The organism is Blastococcus sp. SYSU D00820, from assembly GCF_054050695.1.
On record NZ_JBJGZW010000005.1, the window covers coordinates 13,047 to 31,742 of the forward strand.

The following is an 18,696-nucleotide window of genomic DNA, read 5'->3' on the forward strand; positions in this document are numbered from 1 at the left end:
TGCGGGCGGGCCGCTGCGGGTATGTCCGCGACCGGCGTCGGACGGTGGGCGATGGCGCCCGCCGCCGGCGGACGCCCTGCCGATCGCCCTCGAGACGGGCCGAGACGAACACGAGGAGGTTGCGGTGGTCGCCCTCATCGTCATCCTGTTCCCCCCGCTGCTCATCGCCTTCCTGCTGGTCATGGAGCGGGTCGAGGAGCCGCTGCGCCGGCCGACCAGCGGTCGCGAGGTCGCCGAGTTCATCGACACCGCCTCCCCCGGCGAGGTCGACACGCTGGCCCGCTCGGGGATCCGCCGGGCCATGACGCGCTGGCGTCGACGCCGCCGGTCGCGGGTGCAGAAGGCCACGCCGCCGGTGGTCTGAGGGGTCGCCGACGACCCGCCGTCCTCACCCTTCGGGGTCGGCCGCCGTCCCACCGATCGGGTGATCGTGGGCACAGCCCCCTAGACTCACCGATGATCGACTCCCGGCGGACGCCGTGCTGGAGTCGCCGTGGGTGATCGGTGCGATACCGAGAATGGTCGAGAGGACGCGTAGTGGACGAGGTGCTGGCCCAGTCCGGGCTCTTCCAGGGGCTGTCGGAAGAAGCCGTGGCCCCGGTCGCCAGCCGGCTGGAGACGCTGTCCCTGCCGCGGGGGCGGGTGGTCTTCAACGAGGGTGAGCCCGGCGACAGCCTGTACATCGTCATGTCGGGCAAGATCAAGCTGTCCAAGCGCTCCCCCGACGGCCGCGAGAACGTGCTGGCCGTCATGGGCCCGTCCGACCAGTTCGGCGAGCTGTCGGTGTTCGACCCCGGCCCGCGCACGGCGACCGCCACCGCGGTGACCGACGTGAAGCTGGCGAAGATGCCGCAGACGGTGCTGCGCCCGTGGATCGAGAGCCACCCGGAGATCGGCGAGAAGCTGCTCCAGGTGCTGGCCCGGCGGCTGCGTCGCACGAACGACTCCGTCGCCGACCTGATCTTCACCGACGTCCCCGGCCGCGTGGCCAAGGCGCTGCTGCAGATGGCCGACCGGTTCGGCAGCCGGGAGAGCGACGGCCTGCGGGTCAAGCACGACCTCACGCAGGAGGAGCTGGCCCAGCTGGTCGGCGCCTCGCGCGAGACGGTCAACAAGGCACTGGCCGACTTCGTGCACCGCGGCTGGATCCAGCTGCAGGGCAAGTCGGTCGTCGTCCTCGACGAGGAGCGCCTGCGCCGTCGCGCGCGCTGAGCCGAGTTCCCCGACACGAACACCGTGCGCCGGGTGCCCGGTCCCGACGAGGACCGGGCACCCGGCGCACAGTGCTTGCTGCCCATGGCCGGTCGGAGGGCCGAGGGCAGCTCAGCCCGAACCGGGGACGGCACCTGGCCGCGGTGTGCCGGTCGTCCGAGCGCGGGGCCCGGAGGGCTCCCGGTCGGAGGGCCGAGGGGAGCTCAGCGCGAACCGGGGACGGCACCTGGCCGCGGTGTGATCCGGAGGATCACGATGGAAGCGGCACGACCAGGCGGATCCGGGTGCCGTCGGGCAGCACCGCGTCGCGGCCCTCGGGGGTCTCCTCGAAGGTCGGGCTGATCGGGTACAGCTGCTCGGGCGGCGAGCCGGCCAGCGCCGCCGCGACGTCGGCGAAGGGCTCGAGCTGGGTCAGCGTGTGGATCGTCGGCGGCAGCATCGGCCGGGTGCCGGCGGACAGCTCGTGCAGCGCCGCGGTCGGCGTCAGCCAGCTGGCCTCGTCGGCCTCGCCGGAGACGTGCCGGGCTTCCTGCCCCGGGGGCAGCGCGGCGGCGAAGAACTTGGTGTCGTAGCGCCGCGGCTCCACCGGCGGGGTCACCCAGTGCGCGAAGGGCCGCAGCAGGTCCGAGCGGACCGCCAGGCCGCGGCCGGCCAGCAGCTCGGCGAGCGAGAGCTCGCGGGTCAGCAGCGCCTGCCGCTGCGCCTCCCACTCGTCGCCGGAGACGTCGAGCACGCCGGCCGGACCGTCGGCCGGTCCGGCCAGCAGGACGCCGGCCTCCTCGAACGTCTCGCGGACGGCGGCGCACACCAGCTCGCGGGCGATCCGCTCGCTGCAGCGGAAGGCGACCGCCCACTCGGCCGGCGACGGGCCGGCCCAGGCGATCTCGGTGTCGCCGTCGCGCGGGTCGACACCGCCGCCGGGATAGGCGGTCATCCCGCCGGCGAAGGGCATGCCGCGGGTGCGGCGGAGGAGGTAGACCTCCAGGCCCGGGTGCCCGTCGCGCAGCAGCAGCACGGTGGCCGCCTGGCGCGGCTCGGTCACGCCCGGAGCTCCACCGTCAGCTCGACCTCGACCGGGGCACCGAGGGGCAGCTCCGCGACGCCGATCGCCGAGCGGGCGTGCTGGCCGGCCGGCCCGAACACCTTGCCCAGCAGCTCGCTGGCGCCGTTGACCACCCGCGGCTGGCCGGTGAAGCCCTCGGCGCTGGCCACGTAGCCGACCACCCGGACCACGCGGGCGACGGAGTCCAGGCCGACCAGCTCGTCGATCGCCGCGAGCGCGTTGAGCGCGCACAGCTTCGCGTCGTGGGCGGCGTCCTCGACGTCCACCGAGCCGCCCACCTTGCCGGTGCGGCGCAGGCCGCCGTCGACGAAGGGCAGCTGCCCGGAGGTGAAGACGAACTGGCCGCTGCGCACCGCCGGCACGTACGAGGCGACCGGCGCGGCCACGGGCGGCAGCCGGATGCCGAGCTCGGCCAGGCGGGCGGTCCAGCTCTGCGTCTCGGGGACGGTCACGACGGCGGCCTCAGCTCGCGGGGCGCTTGAGGTAGGCGACCAGCTGCTCGGCGCCACCGGGCCCGGGCAGGACGGTCACCAGCTCCCAGCCGTCGACGCCCCAGGAGTCGAGGATCGCCTTGGTGTTGTGGATGAGCAGCGGGATGGTCGCGTACTCCCACTTCTGCCGGACCGGTTGGCTCATGGCGCCGACGCTAGCGCAGCCCCGCGACCCCGTCCCCGGGACCGCCGCGCCCCTGCGAGCCGGTCTCCCTGCAGGGCCCCAGCGCGAGCCCGCGAGTGCTGGGCGGGCAGGGAGGTCCTTCTGCCTTCTAGGCTGGCGGGGGTGAGTACCGAACCCTTCCCCGTGCGCTGTCACGTCGTGACCGGCAAGGGCGGTACCGGCAAGACCACGGTCGCCGCCGCGCTCGCCCTCGCGCTGGCCGCCGACGGGCGCTCCGTGCTGCTCGTGGAGACCGAGGGCCGGCAGGGCATCGCCCAGCTCTTCGACACCCCGCCGCTGCCCTACGAAGAGCGCCGGGTCGCCGTCACGCGCGGCGGCGGCGAGGTCCGCGCCCTCGCGATCGACGTCGAGGAGGCGCTGCTCGAGTACCTCGAGATGTTCTACAACCTGCGCCGGGCCGGCCGGGCGCTGCGCAAGATGGGCGCCATCGACTTCGCCACCACGATCGCGCCGGGCCTCCGCGACGTGCTGCTCACGGGGAAGATCAAGGAGGCGGTCACCCGCCGCAAGGACGGCCAGCGCGTGTACGACGCGGTCGTCGTCGACGCCCCGCCCACGGGCCGGATCACCCGGTTCCTCGGGGTCACCGGGGAGATGGCCGAGCTCACCCGCTCCGGCCCCATCAAGACCCAGAGCGACGGCGTCATGGCCGTGCTCAAGTCGCCGCAGACGGCGGTGCACCTGGTCACCCTGCTCGAGGACATGCCGGTCCAGGAGACCGCCGACGCGATCGACGAGCTCACCGCGGCCGGGCTGCCGGTCGGCTCGGTCATCGTCAACATGGCCACCGAGCCGCTGCTGCCGCCCGAGGGGCTCACCCGGGCGGCCGCCGGCGAGCTCACCGGCGCCGACCTGGCGCCGGCGCTGGCCACCGTCTCCCTGCCGGACGGCGCCACGCTGGCCGACGCCCTGGCCGCCGAGGCGGTCGAGCACGCGCAGCGCTGGGCCGCCCAGGACGAGCTCCGCGACGACATCGACGCGCTGGGCCGGCCGACGGTCGAGCTGCCGATGCTCACCGGGCCGATCGACCTGTCCTGCCTGTTCGAGCTGGCCGAGCGCCTGGAGGAGCACGTGCGCAGCGAGGTCGCAGCGTGAGCGCGGACCCCACCGACGCCGGGGAGACCGCGGCGCCCGCCGAGCAGCCGCGGCGGGGTGCCCCGCGGCCGGCCACCGTCCGCCCGGCGCTGCCGATGGACCTCGCCGCGCTGATCGCCGACCCCGAGACCCGCATCGTGGTGTGCTGCGGCGCCGGGGGCGTGGGCAAGACGACGACGTCGGCGGCACTGGCCCTGGCCGCTGCCGACGCCGGCCGCAGCGTCGTCGTCCTCACCATCGACCCGGCCCGCCGGCTGGCCCAGTCACTGGGCCTGGTGGAGCTGGACAACGAGCCGCGGCGGGTCGACGTCCCGGGGGCGCCGGGCGAGCTGCACGCGATGATGCTGGACATGAAGCGGACGTTCGACGACGTCGTCGCCGCGCACTCGACCCCGGAGCGGGCCGAGCAGATCCTGGCCAACCCCTTCTACCAGTCGCTGTCCTCGTCCTTCGCCGGCACGCAGGAGTACATGGCGATGGAGAAGCTGGGTCAGCTGCGGGCCAGCGAGCAATGGGACCTGATCATCGTCGACACCCCGCCGTCGCGGTCGGCACTGGACTTCCTCGACGCCCCCAACCGGATGGGCCGCTTCCTCGACGGCACCATGATCCGGCTGCTCACCGCCCCGGCGCGGGCCGGCGGGCGGGCCGGGATGCGGCTGGTCGGCGCCGGGTTCCTCGTCTTCAGCCGGATCATCAGCAAGATCCTCGGCGGCCAGCTGCTGCGCGACATCTCCGCCTTCGTGGCCGCGCTCGACACCATGTTCGGCGGCTTCCGCGAGCGGGCGACCGCGACCTACGAGCTGCTGCGCCGCCCGGGCACCTGGTTCGTCGTGGTCGCCACCCCGGAGCCGGACGCGCTGCGCGAGGCCAGCTACTTCGTCGACCGGCTGTCGGCCGAGGGGATGCCGCTGGCCGGCCTGGTGCTCAACCGCGCCCACCCGCCGGCCAGCAGCGTGCTGTCGGCCACCCGTGCCGAGGCCGCCGCCGAGGCGGTCGCCGAGGCCGGCGGCCCGCAGGCCGAGCTGGCCGCCGGGGCGCTGCGGGTGCACGCCGAGCGGATGCAGCAGGCCACCCGCGAGCAGCGGCTGGCCGACCGGTTCACCAGCGCCCACCCGGAGGTCGCCGTCCGGGTCGTGCCGGCGGCCGCGGGCGACGTGCACGACGTCGACGGACTGCGGCTCATGGCCGCCGAGCTGACCGGCCCGGACGGCGACACGCCGACCGGGATCCCCCGGACCCGGGTGCTGCCCGCGCGCCGCGCCTGATCAGGCGTCCGACACGCCGCCGGCACGTACATTCGGTAGCGATGTCGACCTCTGCTGCACCCTCGCGCGCGTCCGTCCTGGCCAAGCTGGCCGGGTCGATCGTCCTGGCCGGCGCCCTGCTGGCCGGCATGCTGCTGCCCTGGATCGGCGGCACCGGTCTGGTGGCGCGCAACTCCGCGTCGCTGCTCGACGCCCTGCCGGTCGAGCTGACCGACGCGACCCCGGCCGGCAACAGCCGCGTGCTCGCCGCCGACGGTTCCCTGATCACCGAGTTCTTCAAGAACAACCGCACGGTGGTCACCGCCGACCAGATCTCGCCGATCATGAAGCAGGCCCTGGTCGACATCGAGGACTCGCGCTTCTACTCGCACAACGGCCTGGACGTGCAGGGCACCCTGCGCGCGCTGGCGACCAACGTGGCCGCCGGCAGCGTGCGGGAGGGCGGCTCGACGCTGACCCAGCAGCTGGTCAAGCAGACCCTGCTGGAGACCGCCGACACCGCGGAGGAGCGGGCGGCCGCCATCGAGCAGGAGGGGTCGGCCGGCCTGTCGCGGAAGCTGCGCGAGGCGCGGCTGGCACTGGCCCTGGAGGAGACCTACTCCAAGGACGAGATCCTCACCCGCTACCTGAACATCGTGTACTTCGGGCACGGCGCCTACGGCATCCAGGCCGCCGCCCAGACGTACTTCAGCGTGAACGCCGCGGACCTCACGCTGCCGCAGGCGGCGATGCTCGCGGGTCTGGTGCAGAGCCCGGCCAACGACGACCCGATCACCAACCCGGAGAACGCCCAGGTCCGCCGTGACCAGGTGCTCAAGCGGATGCTGGACCTCGGGCACATCGAGCAGGCCGACCACGACGCGATCGCCGGCACGCCGGTCGCCGTCGTCCCCGGCCAGGCGCCGCCGAACGGGTGCATCGACGCCGCCATCGGCGGCTTCTTCTGCGCCTACCTCGAGCAGTACCTGATCAACACCCTCGGCCTGACCCGCACCGAGCTGGAGAGCGGCGGCCTGACCATCCAGACCACGCTGCGGCCGGACATGCAGGCCGCCGGCGACCAGGCGGTGCTGAACACGCTGCCCATGGGCGACCCGCTGGCCGGCATGTACACGGCGGTGGAGCCGGGCACCGGGCACGTGCTGGCGATGAGCGTCAACCGGCGCTTCGGCTGTGCCGAGCCCGACTGCGAGTCCGTCGTCCTCAACACCGCCTACAGCCAGGGCTCGGGCTCGACCTACAAGGTCTTCACCGCCGCGGCCGCGCTGGAGCAGGGCTACTCGCAGTACTACACGATCACCACCAGCGACCCGTACGTCTCCCGGGTCTACAAGAACGGCTCCCGGCCGTACTCGGTGGGCAACGCGGGCAACTACCCGTCGACCCTGGACATGGAGCGCGCGCTCTACATGTCCTCGAACACCTACTTCCTCGCCCTCGAGGACGCCCTCGGCAGCGTGGAGGCGCCGGTGCGGATCGCCGAGCGCATGGGCATGAACTTCACCGTCGACTCGGCCGACACGATCATCGCCGAGAACCGGGGGTCGTTCACCCTCGGCGCCGAGCCGACCAGCCCGCTGGACCTCGCCAGCGCCTACAGCACGCTGGCCGCCAACGGCACCCAGTGCGACCCGACCCCGGTGACCGCGATCCTCGACCGCGACGGCCAGCCCCTGATGCGCGACGGCGAGCCGGTCGTGTCGGGCGACTCGTGCACGCCCAACGCGATCCCCTCCGGCGTGGCCACCACGATGAACCAGATGCTCCGCAAGGACGTCGAGCCGGGCCACAGCGGCCAGACGGGGTCGCGCGCCTACGTGCCCGGTCACCAGATCGCCGGCAAGACCGGGACCTCGCAGAGCAACTTCTCGGTGGCGTTCGTGGGCTACACCCCGCAGTACACGGCCAGCGTGATGGTGCTCAACCCGAAGCAGAACCAGAACGTCGGCGGCTTCGGCGGCGGCAAGGGCGCCACCATCTGGCACGACGCGATGGCGCCCATCCTCGGCGGCCAGCCCGCCGTGCCGTTCCCCCCGGCCGACCCCGTCACCCAGAACGGCAACACCCGGCAGGTGCCCGGCTGCTCGTCGATCAGCGGCTGCCAGGCGGCCCTCAGCGGCGCCGGGTTCGACTACGACGTCGTCGAGGTCGACAGCGACCAGCCCGAGGGCGCCGTGCTCGGCACCGACCCCGCGGCCGGCACCCGGGCCACCCCCGACCAGGTCGTCACCATCCAGGTGAGCAACGGCTCGGCCTACGTGCCGGCGCCGGACCCGGCCGCGGGCGACGGGGGCACCCCGCCCCCGGCCGACCAGGGCGGCGGTCAGGACGGCGGTCAGGACGGCGGTCAGGACGGCGGCGGTGACGGCGGCGGGGACGACGGCGGCGGCGATCCGGGGAACGGCGGCGGGGGCGGCCCCGGCAACGGCGGCTGATCCCCCGGGCGCCCGAGCCCCTAGCCGAGCTGGCGGCGGACCTCGGCGGCGATCCGGGAGCCCTCGGCGCGGCCGGCGACGGCGCCCTGCGCGGCGCCCATGACCTTGCCCATGTCCTTCATGCCGGCGGCGCCGGTGCGCGTGATGACGTCGGCGACCAGCGCGGCGAGGTCGGCGTCGCCGAGCTGGGCGGGCAGGTAGCCGGCGAGCACGCCCTCCTCGGCCCGCTCGCGCTCGGCCTGCTCGGCCCGCCCGGCGGTGGCGAAGGCCTCCGCGGCCTCGCGGCGCTTCTTGGCCTCCCGGCGGACGACGGCCTGCACCTCCTCACCGGAGAGCTCGCGCGCCTGCTTGCCGGCGACCTCCTCGGCGCTGATGGCGGCCAGCGCCATCCGCAGGGTCGCGGTGCGCAGCTCGTCGCGGGCCTTCATGGCCGAGGTCAGGTCGGCGCGCAGCCGGTCCTTGAGGTTCTGCTCTGCGGGCTCGGGCACTCCCCCAGCCTGACACGGCGCCGTCCCGCCCGGCGCCCGTACCCTCGACAACCGTGCGCTGGTACACCGCTCTCCCCACCGCGGCGATCGCCTCCGGCGCGGCCACCGTGGCCTACGCCGGCCTCTACGAGCGGACCCGCTGGACGCTGCGCCGCTTCGACGTGCCCGTGCTGGCCCCGGGGTCCGCGCCGCTGACGGTGCTGCACGTCTCCGACATCCACATGACCGCGGGGCAGCGCTCCAAGCAGCTGTGGCTGGCCGGTCTCGCCGACCTGCGGCCCGACCTGGTGGTCGACACCGGCGACAACCTGGCCGGCTTCGACGCGGTCGGCCCGACGCTGTCGGCGCTGGACCGGCTGCTGGACCGCCCGGGGGCGTTCGTCACCTCCAGCAACGACTACTACGCGCCGCGGCCGAAGAACCCGCTGAAATACTTCAAGAAGGACCACAAGCGGGTGCACGGCCTCGAGCTGCCGTGGCGCGACCTCCGGGACGGCTTCACCCGCCGGGGCTGGCTGGACCTCACCAACCGCACCGGCGAGCTGACCGTCGACGGACGGCGGATCGTCTTCGCCGGCCTCGACGACCCCCACCTGAAGCGCGACCGCTACGACCGCGTGGCCGGTCCCGCCGACCCCACCGCCGACCTCCGGATCGGCGTGGTGCACGCCCCCGAGCCGCGGGTGCTCGACCGGTTCGCCGCCGACGGCTACGACCTGCTGCTGTGCGGCCACACCCACGGGGGGCAGCTGCGCGTTCCGGGCTTCGGCGCACTCGTGACCAACTGCGGGATCGACCGGGACCGCGTCCGCTGGCTGCACCGCTGGGCGCCGCCGTCGGCGGAGCGGCCGAACGGCACCTGGCTGCACGTCTCGGCGGGCCTGGGCACCAGCCCGTACGCGCCGGTGCGCTTCGCCTGCCCGCCGGAGGCGACCCTGCTCACCCTCACCGCGCGCCCGGCGTGAGGGCTCCCCGGCCCGCCGACAGGGCCGCCGGAGCGGGGCGCTAGACTCGTCTGGCACGCCGGGGTGTGGCGCAGCTTGGTAGCGCGCGTCGTTCGGGACGACGAGGCCGCAGGTTCAAATCCTGTCACCCCGACCACCACTCAGGGGCCGCCGGAAGGCGGCCCCTGAGTCGTTCCGGGGTCCGCGCGGCGTGCCCGGGGTTGGCGACCCCCGCCCGGGGGCACCGCTCCCCCCGATGACCGAGTGGCTGTTCCTCCTCGCCGCGGTGGTGCTCACCGCACTCACCGGCTTCTTCGTCGCGGCCGAGTTCTCCCTGACGACCGTCGACCGCGGCCGGGCCGAGGAGGCGGCCGCGGCGGGTGACCGGCGGGCGGAGTCCGTGGTCGGTGCCCTGCGCGGGCTGTCGACCCAGCTCTCGGCGGCCCAGCTGGGCATCACGCTCACCACGCTCGTCGTCGGCTACCTCGCCGAGCCGGCGCTGGGGCACCTGCTGGAGCGGCCGCTGGCCGCCCTCGGCCTGTCCGGCGGTGCGGTGACCGCGGTGTCCTACGGCCTGGCCCTGGCCCTGGCGACCGTGCTGCAGATGCTGCTGGGTGAGCTGGGCCCCAAGAACCTGGCGATCGCCAACCCGCTGCGGGTGGCCGCGTTCGTCGCCCCCGGCATGCGGCTGTTCACGCGGGCCACCCGGTTCGTGGTGGAGACGCTGCAGCGGCTGGCCAACGCGATCGTCCGGCGGCTGGGCTTCGAGCCGCGGGAGGAGCTGGACAGCGCCCGCGGCGCCGACGAGCTGGCCGCGGTCGCCCGCCGGTCGGCCGAGGAGGGCGATCTCTCCGCCGTCGCCGCCCGGCTGTTCACCCGCTCGCTGAGCCTGCGCCAGAAGTACGCGACCGACGTGATGACGCCGCGGACCCGGCTGTGGACGCTGCGCGCCAGCGCCCCCGCCAGCGAGGTGATCCGGGCGGCGATCGAGTCGGGCAACTCCCGCTTCCCCGTCTACGGCTCCGACCTGGACGAGGTGACCGGCATCGTGCACGTCAAGCACGCGGTCGCCGTCCCGGAGGCCGAGCGGGACGTGCGCACCGCCGGGGAGCTGGCCGTGCCGGTGCTCGCCGTCCCCTCCTCCCTGCAGCTGGAGCGGCTCATGGACCTGCTCCGGGAGCAGGGCCTGCAGATCGCGCTCGTCGTCGACGAGTGGGGCGCCACGCACGGCGTGGTGACCCTGGAGGATATCGTCGAGGAGCTGGTCGGCGAGATCACCGACGAGACCGACCGCCCGCTGCGCACGCTGCGCCGCGTCAGCGAGGACAGCTGGCTGCTGTCGGGCCTGCTGCGCCCGGACGAGGTGCTCGACCGCACCGGCCTGGCCGTGCCCGAGGGACGCTACGAGACGCTGGCCGGCTTCCTCACCGAGCGGCTGCAGCGACTGCCGGCGGTCGGTGACTGCATCGAGGTCGACGGCGCCCGGCTGACCGTCGAGGCCCTGGACGGACGGCGGGTCTCCCGGGTGCGCGCCGAACGGTTGCCCGAGCCCGCCGCCGAGGACGAGGAGGTGGCGGCGTGAGCGACGCGGTGAGCCTGCTGGTGCTGGTCGGACTGCTGCTGGGCAACGCCTTCTTCGTCGCGGCGGAGTTCGCGCTGGTCTCCGCCCGCGTGGACCAGATCGAGCCGCGCGCCGAGGCCGGGTCCGCGCGGGCGGTGAAGACGCTGGCCGCGATGCGGGGCGTCTCCCAGCAGATGGCCGGTGCCCAGCTGGGCATCACGCTGTGCTCGCTGGGCCTCGGCGCCGTCGGTGAGCCCGCCGTCGCGCACCTGATCGAGCGGCCCATGGCGGCGCTCGGCGTCCCCGAGGGGCTGCTGCACCCGATCGCGCTCGTGATCGCGCTGAGCCTGGTGACCGTGCTGCACATGGTGCTCGGCGAGATGGTGCCGAAGAACATCACCATCGCCGGGCCGGACCGGGCGGCGCTGGCCCTCGGCCCGCCGCTGGCGATGTTCACCCGGCTGCTCAAGCCGGTCATCTGGGCCTTCAACACGACCGCCAACGGGTTCGTGCGGCTGTTCGGCGTCCAGCCCACCGACGAGATCGCGGCGAGCTTCGACGAGCAGGAGATCCGCTCGATGATCGCCCAGTCGCGGCGCGAGGGGCTGCTGGGCAGCGAGGTCAGCGAGCTGGCCGCCGGCGCCCTGACCTTCGAGCAGCACGCCGTCGAGGACGTGCTGCTGCCGATGGACCGCGTGGTCACCGTGCCCCGCGCGACCACGCCGCGGGAGCTGGAGCGGATCGTCGCCGAGCACGGCTTCAGCCGCTACCCGATGTGCGCGGAGGACGGCGCGCTGGTCGGCTTCGTGCACGTCAAGGACGTCCTGGGCGTCGAGGAGCGGGACCGGCCGATCCCGGAGGAGCACGTCGTCCCGCTGGTGCGGCTGGCGCCCGGCTCCCCGCTGCCGGAGGTGCTGGCCGAGATGCGCACGCAGGGCGCGCACCTGGGCGTGGTGAACGGCCAGGACGGTCCGGCCGGCGTCGTGGCCCTGGAGGACGTGCTGGAGCTGCTCATCGGCGACGTGCGCGACGCCGCGGTCGAGCTGTCCGGGGCGGCGGACGGCGCCCGGACCGGTGCGGGGGCGGGGGCCGGCGCCGGGGGAAGATGACCCGGTGAGCGCCGAGCCGTCGTCCGTCCCGTCCGCCGCGGCACTCCCGCCCGAGGTCACCGCCCGCTGGCAGGCGCGGTTCCGCGCGCCGCGGGTGAGCCTGCCCGACTGGGCGCTGGAGGCGCCGCACCGCTGCCTCTACGCCTCCGACGTCTCCGGGGTCGTCGAGCAGTACGCGTGGGACCGCACGACCGACGCGCACCGCCAGGTCACCGACCGCGCCAACGGCACGCTGATCGCCACGGTCTCCCCCGACGGCGAGACGATCTGGTGGTTCGCCGACACCGACGGCGACGAGTTCGGCGTCTGGATGGTGCAGCCCTTCGCCGGCGGCGAGGACCGCGTCGCCGTCCCGGAGATCGGCCCGGCCTATCCGGCCGGTCTGGAGATCGGCCGGACGCTGGTCGCCATCGGCCGCTCGACCGACGACGGCAGCGAGCTGTGGCTCGCCCCGGACGGCGGGACGCCGCGGGTGGTCTACCGGCACGCCGACCCGGCCTCCGTCGACGCCCTCACCCTGGACGACGAGCTGCTGGTCATCTCGCACTCCGAGCACGGCGACCCGCGCTACCCCGCGCTGCGGGTGCTGCGGACCTCCACCACCACCGAGGACGCGCCCGCGGTGGTCGCCGAGAAGTGGGACGGCGAGGGCCGCGGCCTGCACGCGCTGGAGTTCGCCCCGCTGCCCGGCGACCGGCGGCTGCTGGTCGGCCACGAGCGCCGCGGCCGCGAGGAACTGCTGGTCTGGGACGTCGCCGCCGACACCGAGACCGAGATCGTGCTGGACCTCCCCGGCGACGTCACCGCCGGCTGGTATCCCGACGGCTCGGCACTGCTGGTCGGCCACGACCACGCCGCCCGCAGCGAGCTCTACCGCTACGACCTCGGCACCGGCGCGCTCGAGCAGCTGGACACCCCGAGGGGCGTGGTCCGCGGGGCCACGGCCCGGCCCGACGGCACCGTCGAGCTGGCGTGGTCGTCGTCCGAGCTGCCCCCGGTGATCCGGCGGGCCGACGGCCCCGTGGTGCTCGCCGCCCCGGGCGAGGAGCCGCCGGCGGCCCATCCGGTCGAGGACCGCTGGGTCCCCGGTCCGGGCGGCGACGTGCACGCCCTCGTCGTCCGCCCGGCGGGGCCGGCGCCGTACGCGACGGCCTTCCTGGTGCACGGCGGCCCCGAGGCGGCCGACGACGACTCCTACCGCGCGCGCCGGGCGGCCTACGTGGACGCCGGCTACGCCGTCGTCCACGTGAACTACCGCGGGTCCACCGGCTACGGCAGCGCCTGGCGCGACGCCCTCACCGGGCGGCCGGGGCCGACCGAGCTCGAGGACGTCGCAGCCGTCTACGACGCTCTGGTCGAGGAGGGCTTCCTCGACCCCTCCCGCGCGCTGCTGACCGGCGGCTCGTGGGGCGGGTTCCTGACGCTGCTGGGCCTGGGCACCCAGCCGGAGCGCTGGGCGGCCGGGATCGCCGAGGTGCCGGTGGCCGACTACCTGGCCGCCTACGAGGACGAGATGGAGGGCCTGCGGGCCTACGACCGCGCGCTGTTCGGCGGCTCGCCGGACGAGGTGCGCGACCGGTACGTGCGCTCCTCGCCGATCACCTACGTGCAGGACGTGGCCGCGCCGGTGCTCGTCGTGGCCGGGGCCAACGATCCGCGCTGCCCGATCCGGCAGATCGACAACTACCTGGCCGAGCTCGACCGGCTGGGCAAGCCGCACGAGGTGTACCGGTTCGACGCCGGGCACGGGTCGCTGGTGATCGAGGAGACCATCCGGCAGGTCGAGCTGGCCCTGGACTTCGCGCTGCGGCACGTCCGGCCGTGAGTGGAGTGCGGGAGCGCAGGAAACCTGCGCTCCCGCACTCCGCTCAGCGACGCGCGATGAGCTCCGCGATCTGCACGGTGTTGAGCGCCGCGCCCTTGCGCAGGTTGTCGTTGCTGACGAACAGCGCCAGGCCGCGGCCGTCGTCGACACCCGGGTCCTGCCGGATGCGGCCGACGTAGCTGGGGTCGCGCCCGGCCGCCTGCTGCGGGTTCGGGACGTCGGTCAGCTCCACCCCGGGCGCGCCGGTGAGCAGCTCGGTGGCCCGCGCGACCGACAGCGGCCGGGCGAACTCGACGTTCAGCGACAGCGAGTGCCCGGTGAACACCGGCACGCGCACGCAGGTGCCGGAGACGCGCAGGTCGGGGATGCCGAGGATCTTGCGGCTCTCGTTGCGGAGCTTCTGCTCCTCGTCGGTCTCGAACGAGCCGTCGTCGACCACGGTGCCGGCCATGGGCAGCACGTTGAACGCGATCGGCCGCATGTACTTCTGCGGCTCGGGGAAGGACACCGCGCTGCCGTCGTGGGTCAGCTCGGCGGCCTTGTCGACCACGGCCTTGACCTGCCCGTCGAGCTCCTCGACGCCGGCCACGCCGCTGCCGGAGACGGCCTGGTAGGTGCTGGCCACGATCCGCACCAGCTGGGCCTCGGCGTGCAGGGGCTGCAGCACCGGCATCGCGGCCATGGTGGTGCAGTTCGGGTTGGCGATGATGCCCTTGCGCATCTCGGCCAGGGCGTGCGGGTTGACCTCGGCGACGATCAGCGGGACGTCGGGGTCGCGCCGCCACGCCGAGCTGTTGTCGATGACGGTGACGCCGGCCTCGGCGAACCGCGGCGCCTGGGCCCGGGAGGTCGTGGCGCCGGCGGAGAACAGCGCGACGTCCAGACCGGTCGGGTCGGCGGTCGCGGCGTCCTCGACGGTGATCTCGCCGTCACCCCAGGGCAGGGTGCTGCCGGCGGAGCGGGCCGAGGCGAAGAACCGCAGCTCGCCGATGGGGAACTGCCGCTCGGCGAGGATCGCGCGCATCACGCCGCCGACCTGGCCGGTGGCCCCGACGACGCCGACCCGCAGGCCGTCGCTGGAGAAGGTGCTCATCGTCCGGTCCCTCCGTAGACCACGGCCTCGGCCTCGTCGGTGCCGAGGTCGAACGCGTCGTGCACCGCGCGGACGGCGAGGTCGACGTCGGTGTCGCGGCAGACCACGGAGATGCGGATCTCCGAGGTGCTGATCAGCTCCAGGTTGACCCCGGCGTCGGCCAGCGCGCCGAAGAAGCGCGCGGAGACGCCCGGGTGCGAGCGCATGCCGGCGCCCACCAGGCTCACCTTGCCGATGTGCTGGTCGAAGCGGACGTCGGTGTAGCCGACGGTGTGCTTGACCCGCTCCAGCGCGGCGAGCGCGGCGGGGCCGTCGCTCTTGGGCAGCGTGAAGGAGATGTCGGCGAGCTTGCTGGCCTCGGCCGACACGTTCTGCACGATCATGTCGATGTTGATCTCGGCGTCGGCGAGCACGCGGAACAGCTGGGCGGCCTCGCCCGGCCGGTCCGGGACGCCGTAGACGGTGATCTTGCCCTCGCTCCGGTCGTGCGCGACGCCGGTGATGATCGCCTGTTCCACGGCAAGGTCCTCCATCGAGCCGGTCACGATCGTGCCGGGGAGCTGTGAGTAGGAGCTGCGCACGTGCACCGGGATGCCGTACCGGCGGGCGTACTCGACGCAGCGGAGCATGAGCACCTTGGCGCCGGAGGCAGCCAGCTCGAGCATCTCCTCGTAGGTGACGGTGTCCAGGCGCCGGGCGTTCGGGACGATCCGCGGGTCGGCGGTGAAGACGCCGTCCACGTCGGTGTAGATCTCGCAGACGTCGGCCTGCAGCGCCGCGGCCACGGCGACGGCGGTGGTGTCCGAGCCGCCGCGGCCCAGGGTGGTGATGTCCTTGGTGTCCTGGCTGACGCCCTGGAAGCCGGCGACGATGACGATCGAGCCCTCGTCCAGCGCCGACCGCAGCCGGCCCGGCGTGACGTCGATGATCCGCGCCTTGCCGTGGCTGGAGGTCGTGATCACGCCGGCCTGCGAGCCGGTGAACGAGCGCGCCTCATAGCCGTGCGTGGAGATGGCGATGGCCAGCAGCGCCATCGAGATGCGCTCACCGGCGGTGAGCAGCATGTCCAGCTCGCGACCGGGCGGGTCGTCGGTGATCTGCGCGGCCTGGTCGAGCAGTTCGTCGGTGGTGTCGCCCATGGCCGACACCACGACGACGACGTCGTGGCCGTCCTTCTTGGCGGCCACGATCCGCTCGGCGACACGCTTCATGTGCGCTGCGGAGGCGACGGACGAGCCGCCGTACTTCTGGACGACGAGGGCCACGGGTCCACAGGCTACCGACGTCCGCGCGGAGACCGTGCTTGCGTCCCCTGACCGGCCAGGATGTGATCACCCGGTGGACGATCCCGAGCGGTGGCTGCTGACCGGCGAGGAGCGCGGCAACCCCGCGACCGCGCTCCCGGCCTGGACGGCGGGCAACCTCGCGATCCCCCTGCTGCACGGGTCGGAGTACTTCGACCGGCTGGTCGAGGCGGTGGAGGCGCTCGACGAGGGCGACCACCTGTTCTTCACCGACTGGAGGGGCGATCCCGACCAGCGGCTGCGCGCCGAGGGGCCGACGGTGGCCCAGCTGTTCACCGAGGCGGTCCGGCGCGGCGTCACCGTGCGCGGCCTGGTGTGGCGCTCGCACATGGACCGGGCCTCGTTCAGCAAGGACGAGAACCGTGCGCTCGACCGGGAGATCGAGCACGGCGGCGGAGAGGTGATCCTCGACCAGCGGGTACGCCGGCTGGGCAGCCACCACCAGAAGTTCGTCGTCCTCCGGCACGACCAGGACGCCACGAAGGACGTCGCGTTCGTGGGCGGCATCGACCTGTGCCACAGCCGGCGGGACGACGCCGAGCACCGCGGCGATCCGCAGGCGGTGGCGATGGCCTCGGCGTACGGGCCGACGCCGCCCTGGCACGACGTGCAGCTGATGCTGCGCGGGCCGGCGGTGCACGTGCTGGACACCGTGTTCCGGGAGCGGTGGGACGACCCGAACAGCCCCGACACCGACCACCCGATCGCCTGGGTGCGGGACCGGCTGCGGCACGCCCGGCTGGACGGCGACCCGCTGCCCCCGCAGCTGCCCCCGCCACCGGAGATGGGGCCGGCGTACGTGCAGAACCTGCGCACCTATCCGGCGATCCGGCCGCCCTACCGGTTCGCGCCGCAGGGCGAGCGCTCGGTGGCCCGGGGGTACTCGAAGGCGATCAAGCGGGCCCGGCGGCTGGTCTACCTCGAGGACCAGTACATGTGGTCGGCCGAGGTGGCCCGGCTGTTCGCCGACGCGCTGCGGGACAACCCGGACCTGCACCTGGTGGTCGTGGTGCCGCGGGTGCCCGACCAGGAGGGCGCGTTCGCCGAGCGGCCGCAGCTGGTCGGTCGCTGGCAGGCGATCGAGATGTGCCGGCAGGCCGGCACCGACCGGGTGCACGTGTTCGACATCGAGAACCACGAGGGGACGCCGATCTACGTGCACGCCAAGGTCTGCGTCGTCGACGACGTGTGGGCCAGCGTGGGCAGCGACAACTTCAACCGGCGCTCGTGGACCCACGACAGCGAGCTCTCCAGCGCCGTCCTCGACACCACCCGCGATCCGCGGGAGCCGCGCGACCCGACCGGCAGCGGGGACGGCGCGCGCACCTTCGCCCGGGACCTGCGGCTGCGCCTGGCCCGCGAGCACACCGACCGCGCCGAGGACGGCAGCGAGGACGACGACCTGCTCGACCCGGCGCGGTTCGTGGCGACCCTGGAGGCCGCGGCCGACGCCCTGGACGCCTGGCACGCCGGCGGCTGCCAGGGGCCGCGCCCGCGGGGCCGGCTGCGCCACCACGAGGCCGAGCGGCTGTCCCTGACGACCCGCCTCTGGGCCACCCCGGTGTACCGGCTGCTCGACGATCCCGACGGCCGTCCGCTGAAGCTGCGGCTGCGCGGGGACTTCTGACCCGTCGCGTCAGCCGTCGCGCGGCTCGCCCGCGAGCGCGTCGAGCAGGGCATCCAGGCGCTCGTCGTCGGACTGCGCGAGCGCGGCGAGCTCCCGGTCGAGCTCGGCGTCGGCCAGGCCCAGCGAGTCCACGTGCGCGCTGAAGCGCTGCATGGTCCCGGGCCCGAACGCGGCGTCCACCTGGTCCTGGAGGTAGATCACCGCGGGGTCGACCTGGGCGGAACCCATCGCGGCCTCGACGGCCAGCCAGGCACGCACCAGGTCGGCGTGCCTGCGGTGCCGGGACCGTCGGGCGTTGCGCGCGAGCTCCTCCTCGAACTCCGGCGTCCCAGGCTCGGACGCCGTCCAGAAGTAGGGGCCGGCGTCCGGGTCGAGGTGCGGCAGCGGGTCCGGGCACGGGTGGTGGGTCGTCAGGTGCAGCCGGCCGTCCTCCTCGAGGAGGAAGCGGTGCGGGGTCCGGTCGACGCCCACGAGCGCTGCGTCCAGGCTGAGCAGGAGGGCCTCGTAGGCGCGCCCGGCCGGGTCGCCGCCGGGCCACCAGCGCCGGACGGTCTCGGCGTCGTGCGCCAGCGCCGCCGCCCACTCCTCCCCGTCGAGCTCGAGCCGGTACGGCGGGTCGACCGGCTGCCCGCGGTGGGCGCTGACCAGCCACTCGACCGGTGCCGGGCTCCACTCGTCGACCGGCTGCCCGGACACCGGCCCGGTGACCACCGTGCCCGTCCGGCGCAGGTCGGCCAGGAACCGGTCCAGGTCGTATCCGCGGGGCCCCCTCTCGTGCGGCGCGTCTCCCATGGCCCCGATGCTGCCCGATGCGCGCCCCGGTGCCCCCGGCACCACGGCTCCGGAGCCGGCACCTTCCTCCCGGGAACCTCGTGCTCTGCCCACCCCTGGGGGCAGAGCACGAAGGACAGCCCGACAGTGCTGCCTCCCGGGCGCTCGTGCACTGCCCACCCCTGGGGGCAGAGCACGAAGGAGAACGTCACAGTGTTGCCTCCCG

General features: G+C 74.2%; 17 protein-coding genes and 1 tRNA gene. 11 read left to right on the forward strand and 7 right to left on the reverse strand.

What is annotated here, in order from left to right:
• The first annotated feature begins 124 nt into the window (after positions 1–124).
• The gene (locus tag ACI79R_RS07940) at positions 125–364 is read left to right on the forward strand and encodes a hypothetical protein (protein WP_456573056.1); all 240 of its coding nucleotides are present in this window, start codon (positions 125–127) and stop codon (positions 362–364) included.
• 173 nt (positions 365–537) lie between these two features.
• A complete protein-coding gene (locus ACI79R_RS07945; RefSeq protein WP_456573057.1) occupies positions 538–1,212 on the forward strand; it encodes a Crp/Fnr family transcriptional regulator in 675 nt (224 codons plus the stop codon).
• Between the two features lie 250 nt (positions 1,213–1,462).
• Here the strand turns inward: ACI79R_RS07945 and ACI79R_RS07950 are convergent, their stop codons facing one another.
• The 3 genes from ACI79R_RS07950 to ACI79R_RS07960 are packed head-to-tail and all read right to left on the reverse strand — an operon-like array spanning position 1,463 to position 2,911.
• The gene (locus ACI79R_RS07950) at positions 1,463–2,254 is read right to left on the reverse strand and encodes an NUDIX hydrolase (protein ID WP_456573058.1); all 792 of its coding nucleotides are present in this window, start codon (positions 2,252–2,254) and stop codon (positions 1,463–1,465) included.
• A complete protein-coding gene (locus ACI79R_RS07955) occupies positions 2,251–2,727 on the reverse strand; it encodes a RidA family protein (RefSeq protein WP_456573059.1) in 477 nt (158 codons plus the stop codon). Before ACI79R_RS07955 ends, ACI79R_RS07950 begins: the two co-directional genes overlap by 4 nt.
• Before the next feature lie 10 nt (positions 2,728–2,737).
• On the reverse strand, positions 2,738–2,911 hold the full coding sequence (locus tag ACI79R_RS07960) for a hypothetical protein (protein ID WP_456573060.1): 174 nt from the start codon (positions 2,909–2,911) through the stop codon (positions 2,738–2,740).
• A 141-nt stretch (positions 2,912–3,052) separates the two neighbouring features.
• Here ACI79R_RS07960 and ACI79R_RS07965 point away from each other — a divergent pair, with 141 nt between their 5' ends.
• Genes ACI79R_RS07965 through ACI79R_RS07975 form a run of 3 tightly spaced genes read left to right on the forward strand, consistent with a single transcriptional unit; the run spans position 3,053 to position 7,748 of the window.
• Complete coding sequence (locus ACI79R_RS07965; protein WP_456573061.1) at positions 3,053–4,045, forward strand: ArsA-related P-loop ATPase; 993 nt, start codon at positions 3,053–3,055, stop codon at positions 4,043–4,045.
• Positions 4,042–5,313, forward strand: coding sequence for an ArsA family ATPase (locus ACI79R_RS07970; RefSeq protein ID WP_456573062.1), 1,272 nt, complete (start codon positions 4,042–4,044; stop codon positions 5,311–5,313). The genes ACI79R_RS07965 and ACI79R_RS07970 overlap by 4 nt, the downstream gene beginning before the upstream one ends.
• A 41-nt stretch (positions 5,314–5,354) precedes the next feature.
• Positions 5,355–7,748, forward strand: coding sequence for a transglycosylase domain-containing protein (locus ACI79R_RS07975; protein ID WP_456573063.1), 2,394 nt, complete (start codon positions 5,355–5,357; stop codon positions 7,746–7,748).
• 20 nt (positions 7,749–7,768) lie between these two features.
• On the opposite strand, the gene ACI79R_RS07980 is transcribed toward ACI79R_RS07975, so the two are convergent.
• On the reverse strand, positions 7,769–8,236 hold the full coding sequence (locus ACI79R_RS07980; RefSeq protein WP_456573064.1) for a GatB/YqeY domain-containing protein: 468 nt from the start codon (positions 8,234–8,236) through the stop codon (positions 7,769–7,771).
• A 53-nt stretch (positions 8,237–8,289) separates the two neighbouring features.
• On the opposite strand from ACI79R_RS07980, the gene ACI79R_RS07985 reads away from it, so the two are divergent.
• The 5 genes from ACI79R_RS07985 to ACI79R_RS08005 all read left to right on the forward strand — a co-directional run bounded on the left by ACI79R_RS07985 (position 8,290) and on the right by ACI79R_RS08005 (position 13,675).
• Complete coding sequence (locus ACI79R_RS07985) at positions 8,290–9,201, forward strand: metallophosphoesterase (protein ID WP_456573065.1); 912 nt, start codon at positions 8,290–8,292, stop codon at positions 9,199–9,201.
• A gap of 59 nt (positions 9,202–9,260) precedes the next feature.
• Positions 9,261–9,337: transfer RNA gene (locus ACI79R_RS07990), tRNA-Pro, on the forward strand.
• 99 nt (positions 9,338–9,436) lie between these two features.
• A complete protein-coding gene (locus ACI79R_RS07995) occupies positions 9,437–10,762 on the forward strand; it encodes a hemolysin family protein (protein WP_456573066.1) in 1,326 nt (441 codons plus the stop codon).
• Positions 10,759–11,850, forward strand: a complete 1,092-nt coding sequence (locus ACI79R_RS08000; RefSeq protein ID WP_456573067.1) for a hemolysin family protein — start codon at positions 10,759–10,761, stop codon at positions 11,848–11,850. Before ACI79R_RS07995 ends, ACI79R_RS08000 begins: the two co-directional genes overlap by 4 nt.
• A gap of 4 nt (positions 11,851–11,854) precedes the next feature.
• The gene (locus ACI79R_RS08005; protein WP_456573068.1) at positions 11,855–13,675 is read left to right on the forward strand and encodes a prolyl oligopeptidase family serine peptidase; all 1,821 of its coding nucleotides are present in this window, start codon (positions 11,855–11,857) and stop codon (positions 13,673–13,675) included.
• Between the two features lie 43 nt (positions 13,676–13,718).
• On the opposite strand, the gene ACI79R_RS08010 is transcribed toward ACI79R_RS08005, so the two are convergent.
• Positions 13,719–14,768, reverse strand: coding sequence for an aspartate-semialdehyde dehydrogenase (locus ACI79R_RS08010; RefSeq protein WP_456573069.1), 1,050 nt, complete (start codon positions 14,766–14,768; stop codon positions 13,719–13,721).
• A complete protein-coding gene (locus tag ACI79R_RS08015) occupies positions 14,765–16,033 on the reverse strand; it encodes an aspartate kinase (protein ID WP_456573070.1) in 1,269 nt (422 codons plus the stop codon). Before ACI79R_RS08015 ends, ACI79R_RS08010 begins: the two co-directional genes overlap by 4 nt.
• Positions 16,034–16,106: 73 nt before the next feature.
• Here ACI79R_RS08015 and ACI79R_RS08020 point away from each other — a divergent pair, with 73 nt between their 5' ends.
• Positions 16,107–17,699 carry a phospholipase D family protein gene (locus tag ACI79R_RS08020; protein ID WP_456573071.1) on the forward strand — a complete coding sequence of 531 codons (1,593 nt, stop codon included), beginning with the start codon at positions 16,107–16,109 and terminating at the stop codon, positions 17,697–17,699.
• A 9-nt stretch (positions 17,700–17,708) separates the two neighbouring features.
• Here the strand turns inward: ACI79R_RS08020 and ACI79R_RS08025 are convergent, their stop codons facing one another.
• Complete coding sequence (locus ACI79R_RS08025) at positions 17,709–18,491, reverse strand: hypothetical protein (RefSeq protein ID WP_456573072.1); 783 nt, start codon at positions 18,489–18,491, stop codon at positions 17,709–17,711.
• Positions 18,492–18,696: the final 205 nt, after the last annotated feature.